We start from the raw sequence: 15434 nt of genomic DNA on the forward strand, positions 1-15434 counted from the left end.
GTCGCCATGGCCCGCACTTTCCGCCGCGCGCGCGCCGCGCATCCCATTTCGGATCTGAACGTCACCAATCTCATCGATTTGGCGTTCACGCTCCTGATCATCTTCATGATCTCGACGCCGCTCATCCAGTCGGAGCAGACGGTTGCGGTGAATCTGCCCGTCGAGTCGAAGAGCGAGCAGGCGCGTCCTGACAAGGACACGCGTTTCGAGACGATCAGCATCAAGGCCGACGGCACGTGCACGCTCGGCAGCAAACCAGTGCCGATTGCCAATCTGAAGAAAGCCCTCGCGACCTACGCCGCCGAAGCGAAACCGCCGGTCTTCCGCATCCGCATGGATCAGAAGGCGACGGCGCAGCATTTCATCAGCGTGATGGACGCGTTGAAACAGAACGGCCTCTCCAAGGTCACTTTCGATACACAGACACCCTGAGCGCCGATGCGCGCGAATTCCCCCAGCGCCTATTTCGCCTCACTGCTGCTGCACGCTGCAGTGGCGGCGATCGTCGCGGGGCTATCGCTCTACATCGCGCAGGTGCAGTCGCAGCAGCGGCCGCCGGTGATCTTCGATCTCGTGGTCGGCCCGCCGACGGCGCCGGGCGAGCTCGTCGCGCCCAAGCTCGGCAACACCCTCACGGCGCCGAAAATCACGCCGCCCGTCAACGCACCGATCCGCCAGCCCGAAGTCGCTCCGCAACCCGAGCCGGTCGTCGAGACGGTGAAAACCCCGCCGCCGGAGGACGTGATGCCGACACCGCCCAAGGAGACGCCGAAGCCGAAGACCAAGGATGTGCCGAAGCCCAAGCAAACACTGACCAAGGAGGCCAAGAAGGTCGTCGATCAGATGAACAACCGGCGGATCGTTTCCTATCTGAACGAGAAGAAGAAAATCGACCGCGAGATCGCGAAGCAGGAAGCCGCGCGCAAAGCCGCGGAAGCCCGCGCCGCGAAGGCGAACGCTGGCGTCAAGGGCGTCGACGTGAAGGGGATCAAGGACGGCGTTCTCCAAGGCTCGGATACGAACACTAACGGTGGTGGTCGCGGCAAAGCCCTCTCCCGCGAAGAGGCCGACGAGCTGCTCGTCTACCAGACGCTGCTGAAAAACGAGCTGAAACCGATTTTCGACGAACTGAAACCCACCGGCGTCTCGGACTCGCTGACCGCCGACATTTCCTTTCTCATGACGGCCAACGGCGAGATCGGCAATGTGCGCGTCGCGCGCTCCTCCGGGAGTGCGGAATTCGATCAGGCGGCCGTCGCGTCGTTCAAACGTCTCGCCTGGGGCAAACGCCGGCCGGACGGCAAGACGAGCACGTGGGTGCTCACGTTCCGCATGCGCGACCTCGATTGAGCTGTCGCGCACAATTCGTTGAGGATAAGAAAAAACCGCCGGATCGCTCCGGCGGTTTTTCGTTTAAAGTGGTGGACCCGATCAGAATCGAACTGACGACCTCCTCAATGCCATTGAGGCGCTCTGCCAACTGAGCTACGAGCCCACAAAGAACTGCGAAGGGCCAAAAAGCGGAGTTTGCCGGGCGAATGCAAGGCCTTTTTGGAAGAGATGCCGAACTTAGTTCGGACCGTGGAAAATGAGGGGCGGTGGCGGCGGGGAAGGGTCGTCGGGATTCGCTGCGGCGGCAGCCTGCGCTGTCGCCATGCGTTGGGTCCATTCCGTCCAGTAGGCCGCCTCGCGCTCACGGCGCAGCAACATGCGGTATTCCGCGTCGCCCGCGAAAAAGATGAAGATGAAAAGCGCCGACAGCAGATACCAGTGAAGAAAATAGGCGGCCGCCAACGCGAGCAGTGGCGCGGCGATTTTTCCGATGACGACGGCGCGACGCGTGGCCTTGAGGTAGTCCATTTTGCGGGCGAGCAGCGCGCGGAGGATGCGCCCGCCATCCATCGGGAACACCGGCAGCAGATTGAAAGTGCCCATCACGAGGTTGCCGAGCGCTAGTTGGATGAGAGTCATTTGCGAACCGTAGGCGGGCACGGACTGCTCCGACCAGAGGTCGTGCCACACAAGCGGAAGCAGGACCGCCACGAGCACGAAGTTCATCGCCGGCCCGGCGATGGTGATCAGCAGTTCGGCCGCGGGTTGACGCGGGATGCGGTCGAACTCCGCCATGCCGCCGATCGGCATCAGGAGGATGCGAGGCACCTGCACGCCGTAGCGCCGCGCCGTCAGCGAGTGGCCCAATTCGTGCAACACCACGCACCCGAAGAACAACGTCACCACGAGCAAACTCCACAGCGCCCCCGTCGCGCCCGCTTCCTGCCAGCCTTCCCAGCCGAAATAGGCCAGCAGCAGCAAAAAGCTCACATGGATCGCGAGCTGTATGCCAAAGACGCGGAACAGATTAATTGACCACCCTAACATCGGCCCTAAGTAGAACCATCGCTTCCGAAAGCGCTAATACAATCCATGTCCACCGACACTCCGGCACCCACCATTCTGGTCATCGACGATGACACCGAGGTGCGTTACTCGCTCAACCGCGTGCTCAGCTCCCAACGCTACCGCGTCCAGGAGGCCGCGAGCGGCGAGGAAGGCGTCGCGGCGGTTAAGAAGCAGGCGCCCGACGTCGTGTTGCTCGACAACCGCATGACCGGCATGACCGGCCTCGAGACGCTGCAACACATCCGCGCCGCGAGCCCGCGGCAGCTGGTGATCTTCATGACGGCCTACGGCACGGCGCAGACCGCGATCGAGGCGATGAAATACGGCGCCTACGATTACGTGGTGAAGCCGTTCGATCCGCCGAAGCTGCTCGCGCTCGTCGAGAGTGCGCTGCGCACCCAGGCCGACAGCAAGTCCGCCAGCAGCTACCAGCCGGTCGTGAATTCCGAGGAGCACAAGGAAGGCATCGTCGGCACTTCGCCCGCGATGCAGGAAGTCTTCAAAGCCATCGGCCAATTCGCCGCCTCCGACGCCTCGGTGATGATCACGGGCGAGTCCGGCACCGGTAAGGAGCTCGTCGCGCGCGCCATCCATCGCCACAGCCATCGCTCCGCGAAAGCGTTCGTCGCGGTGAATTGCGCCGCGATTCCCGAGAACCTGATCGAGAGCGAACTCTTCGGCCACGAGCGCGGTTCGTTCACCGGCGCCACGGCGCAGCGCCTCGGCAAATTCGAGCTCTGCGACGGCGGCACGATTTTTCTCGATGAGATCGGCGACATGACGCCGACCACGCAGACAAAGATCCTGCGCGTGCTCCAGGAAGGCGAAATTCAGCGCGTCGGCGGCATCGAGACCATCAAGGTCAACGTGCGTGTCGTCGCCGCGACGAACAAGAACCTCGAGGTGCTCGTCAAAGAGAAGAAGTTTCGCGAGGACCTCTACTACCGGCTCAACGTCGTCCGCGTGAAGCTCCCGCCGCTGCGCAAACGCGTCGAGGACGTGCCGCAAATCGTCGACTTTTTCCTCCAGGGACTCTTCAAGGCGAAGAAGACGAAGGTGCGCAAAGTTTCACCGGAAGCGCTCGCGCTGTTCTGCCGCTATCGCTGGCCGGGCAACGTCCGCGAACTCGAGAACGTTGTCTATCGCAGCGCCGTCGCCGCGACTGGCGACGCGATCCTGCCGCGCGATTTGCCCGACGAAGTCCGGCAGGCCGGTGAGCAGGAGGAACTGGCTGCGGACAGCTCGACGAGCGCTCCGCCGTCCGCGCCGACCGAAACACCGGCGGATTCGAGCGCGGGTGGAGCCGAATCGATCGAGGAGCTCGCCGCGCGTCTGCTCGCGGCGATTGCGACTGCGAATCCGGGCAACGAACGCGCGGCACTGGCACAGCTGTTCGGCGACAAACTGCCGTCTGCTGAAACGCCTGCGCCCAAAAGGCGCGCGGCCAAAAAACACTGACCCGCGCTGACGGCCTATTTGCGGTCGCCGTAGCCTTTGGGCCGGGCTTGATGCCAGCGCCACGCCGTCGCCACGATCGGGTCGATGTGCGTGTATTTCGGCGTCCATCCGAGCTCGGTTTTCGCCTTGGTGGCGTCGGCGTAGAGCGCCGGCGGATCGCCGGCACGACGCGGCGCATAGCTCACCGGAACCTTGAGACCGCTGACCTTTTCGACGGCTTTGATGACCTCGAGGACCGAAGTCGGCGTGCCGGTGCCGAGATTGTAGAAGAGTTGCGTGCCGGGCGCGCCGAGTTTGTCGAAGGCCGCGATGTGCGCGCGGGCGAGATCGTCGACATGGACGTAGTCGCGCAGGCAGGTGCCGTCCGGCGTCGGATAGTCGGTGCCGAAAACCTGCAGGGCAGGGCGGAGACCCTGCGCGGCACCAATCGCGACGGGGATCAAATGCGTTTCCGGATCGTGGTCCTCGCCGATCACGCCGTCCTCGGAGGCGCCGGCCGCGTTGAAGTAGCGGAACGCGGCAAAACTCAGACCATGGGAGCGCGCGAGCGCCTTGAGCAGATTCTCCAAGTCGAGCTTGGTCTGGCCATAGGGATTGATCGGCGCCTGCGGCAGGTCCTCGGTGATCGGCATCCGCTGCGGGATGCCGTAGGTGGCGCAGGTCGAGGAGAAGACGAATTTCCGCACACCGCGCTTGAGCATCGTCTCCAGCAGCGTGAGCGGGGCGGCGACGTTGTTGCGGTAATACTTGATCGGGTCGGTGACGGATTCGCCGACGTAGCAGTAGGCGGCGAAGTGCATCACGAGGTCGATCGCATGCGCGTCGAACACGCGCCCGATCGCGGCGGCGTCGCCGAAATCGACGTCGTAGAACGGCACGTCCGGTGCGACCGCCGTGCGGTGGCCGTAGACGAGATTGTCGATGACGACGGGTTGATGGCCGGCGGCTTGGAGCTGGCGCACGCAGTGACTGCCGATGTAGCCGGCGCCGCCGGCAACGAGGACTTTCATGGGGAGGCGAGTTTCTATTGGGTTTGCATTTCCGGTGGCTAGGCAATTCCGTGTCCATTTTCCCGCCCGCCACATGAAGCAAACCCGCATCGTCATCACCGGAGTCGGCCTCACCGCACCGAACGGCAATACGTTGGCCGAGTTTCGCCAGAACCTGCTGCAAGGCGTTTCCGGCATCACGACCGTCGACGTCCGCTACATGGGACGCTGGCCCGCGGGCATGTGCACGTTCGACCCGCTGAAGTATCAGAAGAAAAAGGACGTCCGTATCGGCACGCGCGCCGGCAGCATCAGCGTGTATTGCGCGCGCGAGGCGCTGGCTGACGCCGGCGTGAATCTCGACACGCGCGACAAGAGCCGCGTCGGCATCTACGTCGGCATCACCGAGCACGGCAACGTCGAGACCGAGAACGAGGTCTACAACATCTCGCAGTTCAAATACGACACGAAGTTCTGGACGCACCACCACAACCCGAGGACCGTGGCCAACAATCCGGCGGGCGAAGTGTCGCTCAATCTCGGTATCACCGGCCCCGCCTACACGATCGGCGCCGCCTGCGCCGCGGGCAACATGGGCCTGATCCACGCTGCGCAGATGCTGCGCCTCGGCGAGGTGGACATCGCCATCGCCGGCGGCATCAGCGAGAGCCCGCAGACCTTCGGCATCTTTGCCGGGTTCAAGAGCCAGAACGCGCTCGCCGCGCACTCCGACCCCACGAAAGCCAGCCGCCCCTTCGACAAGGCCCGCAACGGTATCGTCATCTCCGAAGGCGGCTGCCTTTACACCATCGAACGCCTCGAAGACGCGCAGGCGCGTGGCGCGAAAATTTACGGCGAGATCGCCGGCTATTGCGTCAACTCCGACGCGACCGACTACGTGTTGCCCAACCCCGAACGCCAGGCCGAGTGCGTCCGCAAGGCCCTCGCGAACGCCGGGATGACCGTCGACGACATCGACATCGTGAACACCCACGCGACCTCGACGCCCCAAGGCGACATCCAAGAGTGTCAGGCGATCGCCGCCGTGTTCAAGGACCGCAAGGAACCCGTCGCGATCAACAACACCAAGAGCTTCATCGGCCACTGCATGGGCGCGGCCGGCGCGCTCGAGCTGGCCGGCAACCTGCCCAGCTTCGACGACCTCGTCGTCCACCCGACGATCAATGTCGATGAGCTTGATCCCCAGTGTGATATCCCGGGCCTCGTGCTCAACAAGCCGCGGGCGGTTAAACGGGTTGACGCCATCCTGAATAATTCCTTCGGTATGCTCGGAATTAATTCCACGCTCATCATCAAGCGATTTACCGACTGATCTCACCTCCGCACACCATGACGAAAGACGCCTGCAAGAAGCTGGTTATCGACATCATCTCCGACATCGCTCCTGACGAGGACCTCACGGCTATCAAGCCCGACGTCCGCCTGCGCGACCAGCTCCAGCTCGATTCCATGGACTTCCTCGACATCGTCATGGAGCTCCGCAAGCGCCACGGCATCGAGGTTCCCGAGGCCGACTACATGCAGCTCGCCTCGCTCGACAGCTGCGCCGAATACCTGACCCCCAAGTTCCAGGCCAAGGCCTAACCGTCAGCGCTCGGTTTCAATTTGTAGGGCGGGGTCTCCGACCCCGCCTTTTTCTTTGCGCAACCCCGCTTTGAACCACAGATGAACACAGATCGACCCAGATGCCGGACGGGCGTTTGCAAAACGAGCCCGGTCTATCTGTGTGAATCTGTGTCCATCTGTGGTTCCTCTTCTGTCTTGAGATGAAGTCATCGCACTACGACGCCGTCATCATTGGCGCCGGCATGTCCGGCCTGGCCGCCGGCATCCGCCTCGCGCACTTCGGCAAACGCGTCTGCATCTTCGAGCGCCACAACGCCCCCGGCGGTCTGAACAGCTTCTACAGCATCGCCGGGCGCAAGTTCGACGTCGGCCTGCACGCGATGACCAACTTCGTGCCGCCCGGCGTCAAAGGCACGCCGCTCACGAAGCTCCTGCGCCAGCTCCGCATCGACCGCGACGAGTTCGCCCTTTGCCCGCAAAAGCAGTCGAAAATCGCCTTCGGCTCGCGCGGCGAGACGACGCTGCGCTTCACCAACGACTTTGCCGTGCTCGACGCCGAAGTGCGCGAGAAATTCCCGCATGAGGCGGCCGGGTGGGGCGCCTTGGTTCAACTCGTCCGCACCTACGACGACGTCTCGCTCGACGCGCAGCCGCGTTCCGCGCGCGAAGTCGTCGCTCAGCACCTCCGCGACCCGCTGCTCACCGATATGATTTTCTGCCCGGTGATGTATTACGGCAGCGCGCAGGAGCGAGACATGGAGTTCGGGCAGTTCGTGATCATGTTCAAGGCGCTCTACCTCGAAGGCTTCGCCCGGCCGCTCGATGGCGTGCGCGTGATCATCCGTGTGCTGCTGGAAAAATTCCGCCAAGCCGGCGGCGAGCGCCGGATGAAATGCGGTGTCGCGCGCATCGTCGAACGTGACGGCCGCGCCGCGACGCTCGTGCTCGACGACGGCACCGAGATCACCGCCGACCACGTGATCTCGTCCGCCGGTTACCCGGAAACGATGCGCCTCTGCGAACCCGCACACACCGCCGAAGCCGACGCGAACACCGGCCAGCTCTCTTACGCTGAGACGATTTCCGTGTTCAAATCCGCGCCGGCGACTTGGGGGTGGGGCGACGACACGATCATTTTCTTCAACGACTCGCCACGCTTCGCCTACGAGCGTGCCAGCGAGCCGGTCGACCTGCGCAGCGGTGTGATCTGCTTTCCGAACAACTTCGCCTATCCCGACGGCGCGGATTTGCCCGAGGGCCTCGTGCGCGTGACCTGCCTCGCGAACTTCGATCGCTGGGCAAATTTGCCCGAGGAAATCTATCAGACCGAGAAACGACACTGGTTCGATGCGATCCAGCGCAGCGCGCGGCGCTTCCTGCCACCGGTCGACGATGCCACACTCGCCGCGAACCTGCTCACGACCGACATGTTCACGCCGCGCACCGTGAAAAAATTCACCGGCCACCTGAACGGCGCGATCTACGGCGCCCCGCGCAAAATCCGCGACGGCCGCACTCATCTCTCGAATCTCTATCTCTGCGGCACCGACCAGGGCTTTTTAGGCATCATCGGCGCCATGCTCAGCGGCATCTCGATGGCGAATTACCACGTGCTGCAGGGAAACGCGAAGTAGGATCAGCGTCGCCGGCCGAGTTACTCCTCGCTTAAGGTGGTCGCCGCTGTCGCCAGCGGCCACAAGGAGCATCTCAGCGGTAACAACGTTCGTGTCGCCGGTAGGGACACCGGCGACCACCTCGAATACCGTCGCGTCCGTCGCCTCAACTTCCCGGTTGCCCTGCCTCCGCGCGCACTCTTAGTTCGGGCGCTTTCATGGCCTACGACTGGCTCAAAGGAACCCACGATCACTACGACGTCATCGTCATCGGCAGCGGCCTCGGCGGCCTGACCGGCGCCAATGTGCTGGCCAAGTGCGGCCACAAAGTCCTGCTGCTCGAGCACCACTACCAACTCGGCGGCCTCGCGACCTGGTTCACCCGCAAGGGCGGACACATCTTCGACATCTCGCTGCACGGCTTCCCGCACGGCATGATCAAATCCTGCCGCAAGTATTGGAGCCAGGACATCGCCGACGCCATCGTGCAACTCAAGGGTGTGCGGTTCATCAACCCGCAGTTCCAGATCGACACGACGTTCGACCGCGATGACTTCACGCGTCAGCTAGTCGAAAAATTCAATATCCCCGCCGAGACCGTGGAGAAATTCTTCACCGATCTCCGCGCGATGAATTTCTACGACAACAACACCGAGACGACGGGGCAAATGTTCGAGCGTTACTTCCCGGGTCGCGACGATGTGAAGCGCCTCCTCATGGAGCCGATCGCCTACGCCAACGGTTCCACGATGGACGATCCGGCAATCACCTTCGGCATCGTGTTCTCGAACTTCATGAGCAAGGGCGTCTTCACGTTCCAAGGCGGCACGGATGTCCTGATCAAGCGCATGGCCGAGGAGCTGAAGAAAAACGGCGTCGAGATTCGCAAACACGTGCTCGTCGAAAAAATTCTCACTGAGGAAGTCGACGGCCGGAAACGTGTCTGCGGCGTCGTCGCCAACGGCAAAACCATCCGCTGCGGCGCCGTGCTCTCGAATTCGAACGTCAAGAACACCGTCCTGCGAATGGCGGGCGAGGAGAGCTTCACGCCCGAGTTCGTCGCCGCGACCAAGGCCGTGCGCGTCAACAGCAGCTCCTGCCAGGTCTACCTCGGCATCAAGAAGGGCGAGACGCTCCCGCACATCGGCGACCTCGTGTTCACCTCCGACGAGCCGAAGTTCTCGAGCGAGGCCCTCGTCGACCTGCACACGACGAGTCGCACGTTCTCCATGTATTACCCGGACACGCGGCCCGGCACCGACCGTTACACCGTCGTCGTATCGATCAACGCGCGCTATCAGGATTGGCAGGGCATGTCCGACGAGGACTACGCGAAGCACAAGGAGCGCCTTATCGAGGAATCACTTGCTTCGCTCGAGCGTTTCATCCCCGACATCCGCGGCAAGGTTGAGTGGAAGGAAGCCGCGACGCCGCGCACCGTGGAATACTACACGAAACACTGGCACGGCACGTCGTTCGGCACGAAGTTCGAGGGTTTGAAAATTTCGATGGACCTGCCGATGCAATTGCCCGGCCTCTACCACGCCGGCTCGGTCGGCATCATCATGTCGGGCTGGCTCGGCACCATCAACTACGGCGTGATCGTCGCGAACCAGATCGACAAGGCCCTCGCCGCGGCGAAGCGCACCGCCGCCTGATTTTCCCGTGAACGAAGTCGAGCAACTCATCCCGCACCGTCCGCCGTTCCTGTTCGTCGACGCGATCGTCTCCCACGAAGGCGAGACGCTCGTCGCCCGCCGCACCTGGCGCGCCGAGGAGGATTTCTACCGCGGCCACTATCCCGGCGCGCCGATCACGCCCGGCGTGCTGCTCAGCGAGGCCGTCTTCCAGACCGGCGCCTGCCTCATGGCGAAGCTCATGGCCGGCGCGGCCGGGCAGGGCGGCGGCGTGCCGTTGCTTTCCAAGGTCTCCGACATCCGCTTCCGCCTGCCGGTCTATCCCGGCGACACCGTCACCATCGAGGTGAAGCGCAAGGAAACGGTCGGCGAGTTCCACTTTCTCACGGGCGTGATGAAGACGCCGGAAGGCAAGAAGGTCATGAACGTCGACTTTGCCGTCGCGTGGAAGAAGCCCGAGGGCCAGGTCACGACCGCATGAACGACTTCCTCCAGGTCGCCGGAAAGACCTTCCTCGTCCAGGGCGTCGCCAACAAGAAGAGCGTCGCGTGGCTGATCGCCAAGTCGCTCGAGGAGCAGGGCGCCCGCGTCGTCTACGCCGTCCGCTCCGAGGCGCGCCGGAAATCGCTCGAGGCGCTGCTGGCCGACCGTCCGGTTTTCCTTTGCGACGTCGAGCAGGACGGCGCCTGCGAGCGCCTCGCCGCCGAGGTCGCCGCCGCGGGCTTCGCGCCGCTGCACGGCGTCGTGCATTCGATCGCGTTCGCCAACTACAGCGAGGGCTTCAAGACCTTCGCCGAGACGAAGCGCGGCGACTTCCTCCAGGCGACCGCCATCTCCGCCTTCTCGCTTGTCGAGCTGACACGCGCCTTCAAGCCGCACCTCGCGAAGGACGCCTCGATCGTCACCATCGGCATCTCGTCGCTGCTCGTGACGCCCGACAACTACGGCTACATGGGGCCGATCAAGGCCGCGCTCGATTCCTGCGCGCGGTTCCTCGCCAAATCGCTCAGTGCCGACACCGCCATCCGCGTCAACGTCCTCGGCAGCGGCCCGCTCAAGACCAGCGCCTCGGCCGGCATCCCCGGCTACCTCGAAAGTTACCTTTACGCGGAGAAAATGACCTTCCGCAAACGCGCGCTTGAGACGCAAGAGGTGGCGAACGCGGCGCTTTTCCTCCTCAGTCCGCGCAGCAGCGGCGTGAACGGCACGACACTCGTCGTCGACGCCGGTCTCGGCTCGAACTATTTCGACAAGGACATCATCCGCCTCGCCATGCGGCCGGAGAAGTAAGCGATGCGCTTCCGTCACGCCTGCATCGAGTCCATCGCCGCCGTCGAGCCGGAGGAAATCTGGTCGTCCGCCGACATCGAGGCGCGTCTGCGCCCGATGTATGAGCGCCTGCGCCTGCCGGAAGGGCGCCTCGAGTTGATGTCCGGCATTCGCGAGCGACGCATGTGGTCCGCCGGCACGCGGCCCTCAGACGCGAGCGCCGCTGCGGGGCGCAAGCTGCTCGGCATTTCGCGGATTCCCGCCGCGAAACTCCAGGTGCTGATGCACAGCGCCGTCTGCCGCGACATGCTCGAGCCGGCCACGGCGACGTTCGTGCACCACAAGATGGGCCTCGGCGGTGGCATGCAGGTCTTCGACGTGTCGAACGCCTGCCTCGGTTTCCTCAACGGTCTCGTTCTGCTCGGCGGCATGATCGACGCCGGCCAGATCCGCGCCGGCATCGTCGTCTCCGGCGAAAACGGCCGCCCGCTGGTCGAGCGCACGATCCAGCACCTGCTCGCCGCCAACCTCGACCGCAACGCCATCAAGCCGTTCTTCGCCAACCTCACCATCGGTTCCGCCGCGGTGGCCGCAGTCGTCTGTCACGAGGACGAGCTGCCCGCCGGGGCGCCCCGGCATCGCCTCGTCGCCGGAGCCGCGCTGGCCGACACGACCCACAGCGACCTCTGCCAGGGCGACAGCGCCGGCGACGGCCTCGCGATGGAGACGGACTCCGAGCAATTGCTCATCGCCGGCATCGACGTCGCGCGCCGCACCTGGGGCGAATTCAAGCAGGAGAGCGGTTGGGACGAGGCGACGCCCGACCGCTTTATCTGTCACCAAGTCGGGAGCGCGCACCGCCGCAAGCTTTACGAGACGCTCAGCCTTGATCTCGCGAAGGACTTTTCGTCGTTCGAGACGCTCGGTAACACCGGATCCGCCGCGCTGCCGACGACACTCGCGCGCGCCATGGAGCAGGGCGCCGTGCGCGCCGGCCAGAAGGTGGCACTCCTCGGCATCGGCAGCGGCATCAACAGCCTCATGCTCGCTCTCGAATGGTGATGACGCCCGCCGCCCAACTCCCGGACTGGCTGCGAAAGCTGTATCCCTTCGCGCCGCAGCGTTTCGTGACGCCCGCTGGCGCGCTCAGCTATCTCGACGAGGGGCCGCGCAGCGACGAAGCCGTCGTGATGGTGCACGGCAATCCAACGTGGTCGTTTTTCTATCGCGACGTCGTCCTCGCGCTGCGCGGTCAGATGCGCTGCATCGTGCCGGACCACATCGGCTGCGGACTCAGCGACAAACCGCAACGGTGGGACTACACGCTGCCCAATCACGTCGCGAATCTCCGTGCACTGCTCGATTCGCTGCAGCTTCGGAAAATCCATCTCGTGGTGCACGACTGGGGAGGCCCGATCGGACTCGGCGCGCTGTTGCCGCAGCCGGAGAAGCTCGGCCGCGTCGTCATTCTCAACACCGCCGCCTTCGCCGACGCCGTGGTCCCGTGGCGCATCCGTCTCTGCCGGGCACCGCTCCTTGGGGAGTTGATCGTCCGCGGCGGCAACGGCTTTGCCTGGCCCGCGACATGGATGGCGGTTTCAAAACCGCTGCCGGCCGACGTGAAACGCGGTTTCCTGTTTCCCTACGATTCCTGGGCGACCCGGATCGCGACGCACCGGTTCGTCGTCGACATCCCGAGCGGGCGGGGCACCGCGTCGGATCGCGCGCTTGCCGACATCGAGCGGCGCCTGCCGCTGCTGCGCGAGCGCGACGTTGCAGTGCTGTGGGGCGCAGACGATTTCTGTTTCAATCTGCATTATTTCACCCGCTGGCGCGAATTCCTCCCGCAGGCGCGCCACATGCTGCTCAAGGGCGTCGGTCACTACCTGATTGAGGACGGTGGAAGCACAGTCGTGCAAGGCATCGCTGCCCAAATCACGGGAATGCTATTGGGCTGACGGTGGTCACAAATGGCGAGGGACGGGCGAAATTGGACCAGTGTCTTCGGGCAACTCCGTTTACCGCGCATTACGTCCCTCCTGATTTAAGACATAATGCTTATTGTGCGTCTTTTCACTCTTGAGTATGGTGCCGTTCACGTGCCTTCTCGTTAGGCGTGATCGCTGCCTACTGCGCCTCAGTCGTTCTTCCCCAACAGCAGTCGCAAGGAATTCAGGCACACCACGACGGTGCTGCCTTCGTGCGCCACGACGCCGAGGCTCAGCGGGATCGAGCCCACGAGCGACACGCCGACCATCACGATCACCGTGCCGAGCGAGATGAAAAGGTTCTGCTTGATGATCGCGCGGGCGCGTCGGCTGAGGCGCAGTGCCGCGAGGAAATTCTCGATGCGGTCGTGCATGAGCACGACCTCGCTCTGCTCGAGCGCCGCGTCGCTGCCGCGCGCGCCCATGGCCACGGAAACGTAGGCGGCGGCCAAGCTCGGCGCGTCGTTCACGCCGTCGCCGACCATCGCGACCTTGCGCCCCTCCTGCCGAAAGCCGTCCACGATCTCGACCTTCTGCTCCGGCGAGAGGCCCGCGCGGACTTCATCGACGCCGAGTTCCTTCGCGACGGACTCGGCCGTGTGCCGGCGATCGCCGGTGAGCATGTAGGTGCGGATGCCGTTCGCCTTCAGCGCCGCCAGCACGCCGCGCGATTCGGCGCGGAGTTGGTCCTTCAACAACAAGCGCCCGACGATGCCCGGCGCCACGACCCACACCTCGGAAAATTCCGCCGGTGCCGGCGGCACCTTTTCGAGCCACTGCGCAAACGGTCCGGCCGCCACGAGTTCGCGCCGTCCGAGGAACGCGTGTCCGTCGCCCACCTGGGCGCGCACGCCCTGTCCGGTGATCGATTCGAAGCGCGCCACCTCGCGCACCGTGACCTTCTCCTTGCGCGCGTGATGCGTGATCGCCCGCGCGATCGGATGATGCGAGTGGCGTTCCAGCGCGTAGGCCAGTTCGAGCAACTCGCGCTCGCGCCCCGCCGGGAAACTCTCGACCGCCACGACCGCCAATTCGCCGGTCGTGAGCGTGCCCGTCTTGTCGAGCGCGACCGTGTCGATCTCGGCCATCTTCTCGATCGCCGCGCCACCGCGGAAAAGCACGCCGTGTTTCGCGCCCCACGCGATCGCCGCGAGGATCGCCGACGGAATCGACAACACCAGCGCGCACGGACTCGCGACGACGAGCAGCGTCATCGCGCGGTAGAACGCCGACGCGTGCCCGTCCACGCTCTTGAACGGCGGCAGCCCGAAACCGAGCCACCACACGAGGAACATCGCCGTGACCGCGCCGAGCACCAGCAGCGTGTAATTCCCGCCGAAGCGATCAGTGAGCCGCTGGCTCGGCGCCTTCAATTTCTGCGCAGTCTGGATGAGGCGCACGATTTTTTGCAGCGTGCTCTCGCTCGGCAGGCGCGTGACATCCACTTCGACCGAGCCCCAGATGTTGATTGTGCCGCTGAACACGTGCGAGCCCACGCTCTTCTCCACCGGCACCGCCTCGCCGGTCAGCGTCGACTCGTCGCTCGCCGTTTCGCCTTTCACGATCTCGCCGTCGGCCGCGAACATCTCGCCGGGCTTCACCGCGAGGCGCTGCCCGACCGTGAGCTGATCGATCGTCACGACGCGCTGCGCGCCGTCCGCCTCGATCACCGTCGCCTCCTTGGGCGCCGTGTGCAGCAACGACGACACCTCGCGTTGCGTGCGATCCATCGCGTAAGCCTCCATCGCGCCCGACGCCGAGAAGAGGAACAGCAACAGCGTCGCCTCGCCGTAAGCGCCGACGCACACCGCGCCGAGCGCGACCGCCAGCATCAGGAAATGGATGTCGAGCCGGCGTTCGCGCAAGTTCTCCCACGAATCGATCGCCGCATCCCAGCCGCCGGCCACGAGGGCGATGCCGTAGAGTGCGAATTGCGCCCAGTTCGGCGCGCCGAATTTCTCGGCTACGAAGCCCGCGATGCCCGCTACACCGCAAATCGCCGCGAGCGTGCCGAGCAACTTCCACTCGCCTTCCTCGCCGCCGTGGCCGTGCCCGTGCCCGTGCGCCTCGTCGGTCGCGTGCTCCTCCTCCGGCAGCGCGTATTCCTTCCACTGGTAAAACTTCGGCGCCGTCTCGCACGTCGGACGCTCGACCGTCGTCACGCTTCCCGTCTGCTTCACGACGAAGCCCGGTTCGGTCGTCGGTCCTTCGCCGCGCGCGCGGCCGGTGGCGAGCTTCGCCTCGATCGCGAGCAGCACTTGCTGGATTTGTTGTTCGAGCTGCGCGGAGTCGACGCTCCCGAGCGTGGCGACCGACACAGTCATGTCCGCGGAGTTCACGCGCACGGCCGCCACTGCGGGCTGCGTTTGCAGGAACTTGATCAACTCGTGCGTCCATTCCGCACCTGGTTTCGCTTCGGCTGCCATGCCCTCAGAGTTGTTTCGAGGGCAAACGCTCGCAAATAAATTTGCCCCGTTTGAAAGTCATCAGCTC

The 15434-nt window shown here is 64.3% G+C and carries 14 protein-coding genes and 1 tRNA gene; 11 read left to right on the forward strand and 4 right to left on the reverse strand.

The genetic code is table 11. The features are described from left to right. The first annotated feature begins 6 nt into the window (after positions 1-6). Positions 7-432 carry a biopolymer transporter ExbD gene (locus KF715_01580; protein MBX3735355.1) on the forward strand — a complete coding sequence of 142 codons (426 nt, stop codon included), beginning with the start codon at positions 7-9 and terminating at the stop codon, positions 430-432. A 6-nt stretch (positions 433-438) separates the two neighbouring features. Then, a complete protein-coding gene (locus tag KF715_01585) occupies positions 439-1350 on the forward strand; it encodes an energy transducer TonB (protein MBX3735356.1) in 912 nt (303 codons plus the stop codon). 69 nt (positions 1351-1419) lie between these two features. Here the strand turns inward: KF715_01585 and KF715_01590 are convergent. Both KF715_01590 and KF715_01595 read right to left on the reverse strand, forming a co-directional pair. Then, a tRNA-Ala gene (locus KF715_01590) sits at positions 1420-1495 on the reverse strand. A 74-nt stretch (positions 1496-1569) separates the two neighbouring features. Further along, positions 1570-2322: a site-2 protease family protein gene (locus tag KF715_01595; protein ID MBX3735357.1), complete on the reverse strand. Its 753-nt coding sequence runs from the start codon at positions 2320-2322 to the stop codon at positions 1570-1572. Positions 2323-2424: 102 nt separating this feature from the next. Between KF715_01595 and KF715_01600 the strand changes: the two genes are divergently transcribed. Next, on the forward strand, positions 2425-3858 hold the full coding sequence (locus tag KF715_01600; protein ID MBX3735358.1) for a sigma-54-dependent Fis family transcriptional regulator: 1434 nt from the start codon (positions 2425-2427) through the stop codon (positions 3856-3858). Between the two features lie 14 nt (positions 3859-3872). Here KF715_01600 and galE read toward each other — a convergent pair whose 3' ends face one another. Continuing rightward, complete coding sequence (gene galE / locus KF715_01605) at positions 3873-4868, reverse strand: UDP-glucose 4-epimerase GalE (GenBank protein ID MBX3735359.1); 996 nt, start codon at positions 4866-4868, stop codon at positions 3873-3875. Between the two features lie 73 nt (positions 4869-4941). Between galE and KF715_01610 the strand changes: the two genes are divergently transcribed. From KF715_01610 to KF715_01645, 8 genes are all read left to right on the forward strand, one after another. Then, positions 4942-6180: a beta-ketoacyl-[acyl-carrier-protein] synthase family protein gene (locus KF715_01610; protein ID MBX3735360.1), complete on the forward strand. Its 1239-nt coding sequence runs from the start codon at positions 4942-4944 to the stop codon at positions 6178-6180. A 17-nt stretch (positions 6181-6197) separates the two neighbouring features. Then, on the forward strand, positions 6198-6452 hold the full coding sequence (locus KF715_01615) for an acyl carrier protein (protein MBX3735361.1): 255 nt from the start codon (positions 6198-6200) through the stop codon (positions 6450-6452). Between the two features lie 182 nt (positions 6453-6634). After that, positions 6635-8068 carry an NAD(P)/FAD-dependent oxidoreductase gene (locus tag KF715_01620; protein MBX3735362.1) on the forward strand — a complete coding sequence of 478 codons (1434 nt, stop codon included), beginning with the start codon at positions 6635-6637 and terminating at the stop codon, positions 8066-8068. Between the two features lie 197 nt (positions 8069-8265). Next, positions 8266-9705, forward strand: coding sequence for an NAD(P)/FAD-dependent oxidoreductase (locus KF715_01625; protein ID MBX3735363.1), 1440 nt, complete (start codon positions 8266-8268; stop codon positions 9703-9705). Positions 9706-9712: 7 nt separating this feature from the next. Next, entirely contained in the window at positions 9713-10165 is a 453-nt protein-coding gene (locus KF715_01630; protein MBX3735364.1) for a beta-hydroxyacyl-ACP dehydratase, read from the forward strand. Further along, positions 10162-10974 (forward strand): SDR family oxidoreductase, encoded by an 813-nt coding sequence (locus KF715_01635; protein ID MBX3735365.1) that lies wholly within the window; start codon positions 10162-10164, stop codon positions 10972-10974. The genes KF715_01630 and KF715_01635 overlap by 4 nt, the downstream gene beginning before the upstream one ends. 3 nt (positions 10975-10977) lie before the next feature. Continuing rightward, positions 10978-12015: a 3-oxoacyl-ACP synthase III gene (locus KF715_01640; GenBank protein MBX3735366.1), complete on the forward strand. Its 1038-nt coding sequence runs from the start codon at positions 10978-10980 to the stop codon at positions 12013-12015. Further along, a complete protein-coding gene (locus KF715_01645) occupies positions 12015-12911 on the forward strand; it encodes an alpha/beta fold hydrolase (GenBank protein ID MBX3735367.1) in 897 nt (298 codons plus the stop codon). The genes KF715_01640 and KF715_01645 overlap by 1 nt, the downstream gene beginning before the upstream one ends. A gap of 179 nt (positions 12912-13090) precedes the next feature. On the opposite strand, the gene KF715_01650 is transcribed toward KF715_01645, so the two are convergent. After that, entirely contained in the window at positions 13091-15367 is a 2277-nt protein-coding gene (locus KF715_01650; protein MBX3735368.1) for a cation-translocating P-type ATPase, read from the reverse strand. Positions 15368-15434 lie beyond the last annotated feature (67 nt).

This window comes from Candidatus Didemnitutus sp. (assembly GCA_019634575.1).
In the GTDB taxonomy this organism is placed as follows: domain Bacteria; phylum Verrucomicrobiota; class Verrucomicrobiia; order Opitutales; family Opitutaceae; genus Didemnitutus.

Excerpts from the sequence above, each read along its gene's own strand:
- KF715_01580 (MBX3735355.1), top strand. The coding sequence starts at position 7 with ATGGCCCGCACTTTCCGCCGCGCGCGCGCCGCGCATCCCATTTCGGAT.
- KF715_01585 (MBX3735356.1), top strand. The coding sequence starts at position 439 with ATGCGCGCGAATTCCCCCAGCGCCTATTTCGCCTCACTGCTGCTGCAC.
- KF715_01600 (MBX3735358.1), top strand. The coding sequence starts at position 2,425 with ATGTCCACCGACACTCCGGCACCCACCATTCTGGTCATCGACGATGAC.
- galE (MBX3735359.1), bottom strand. The coding sequence starts at position 4,868 with ATGAAAGTCCTCGTTGCCGGCGGCGCCGGCTACATCGGCAGTCACTGC.
- KF715_01610 (MBX3735360.1), top strand. The coding sequence starts at position 4,942 with ATGAAGCAAACCCGCATCGTCATCACCGGAGTCGGCCTCACCGCACCG.
- KF715_01615 (MBX3735361.1), top strand. The coding sequence starts at position 6,198 with ATGACGAAAGACGCCTGCAAGAAGCTGGTTATCGACATCATCTCCGAC.
- KF715_01620 (MBX3735362.1), top strand. The coding sequence starts at position 6,635 with ATGAAGTCATCGCACTACGACGCCGTCATCATTGGCGCCGGCATGTCC.
- KF715_01625 (MBX3735363.1), top strand. The coding sequence starts at position 8,266 with ATGGCCTACGACTGGCTCAAAGGAACCCACGATCACTACGACGTCATC.
- KF715_01635 (MBX3735365.1), top strand. The coding sequence starts at position 10,162 with ATGAACGACTTCCTCCAGGTCGCCGGAAAGACCTTCCTCGTCCAGGGC.
- KF715_01640 (MBX3735366.1), top strand. The coding sequence starts at position 10,978 with ATGCGCTTCCGTCACGCCTGCATCGAGTCCATCGCCGCCGTCGAGCCG.
- KF715_01645 (MBX3735367.1), top strand. The coding sequence starts at position 12,015 with ATGACGCCCGCCGCCCAACTCCCGGACTGGCTGCGAAAGCTGTATCCC.
- KF715_01650 (MBX3735368.1), bottom strand. The coding sequence starts at position 15,367 with ATGGCAGCCGAAGCGAAACCAGGTGCGGAATGGACGCACGAGTTGATC.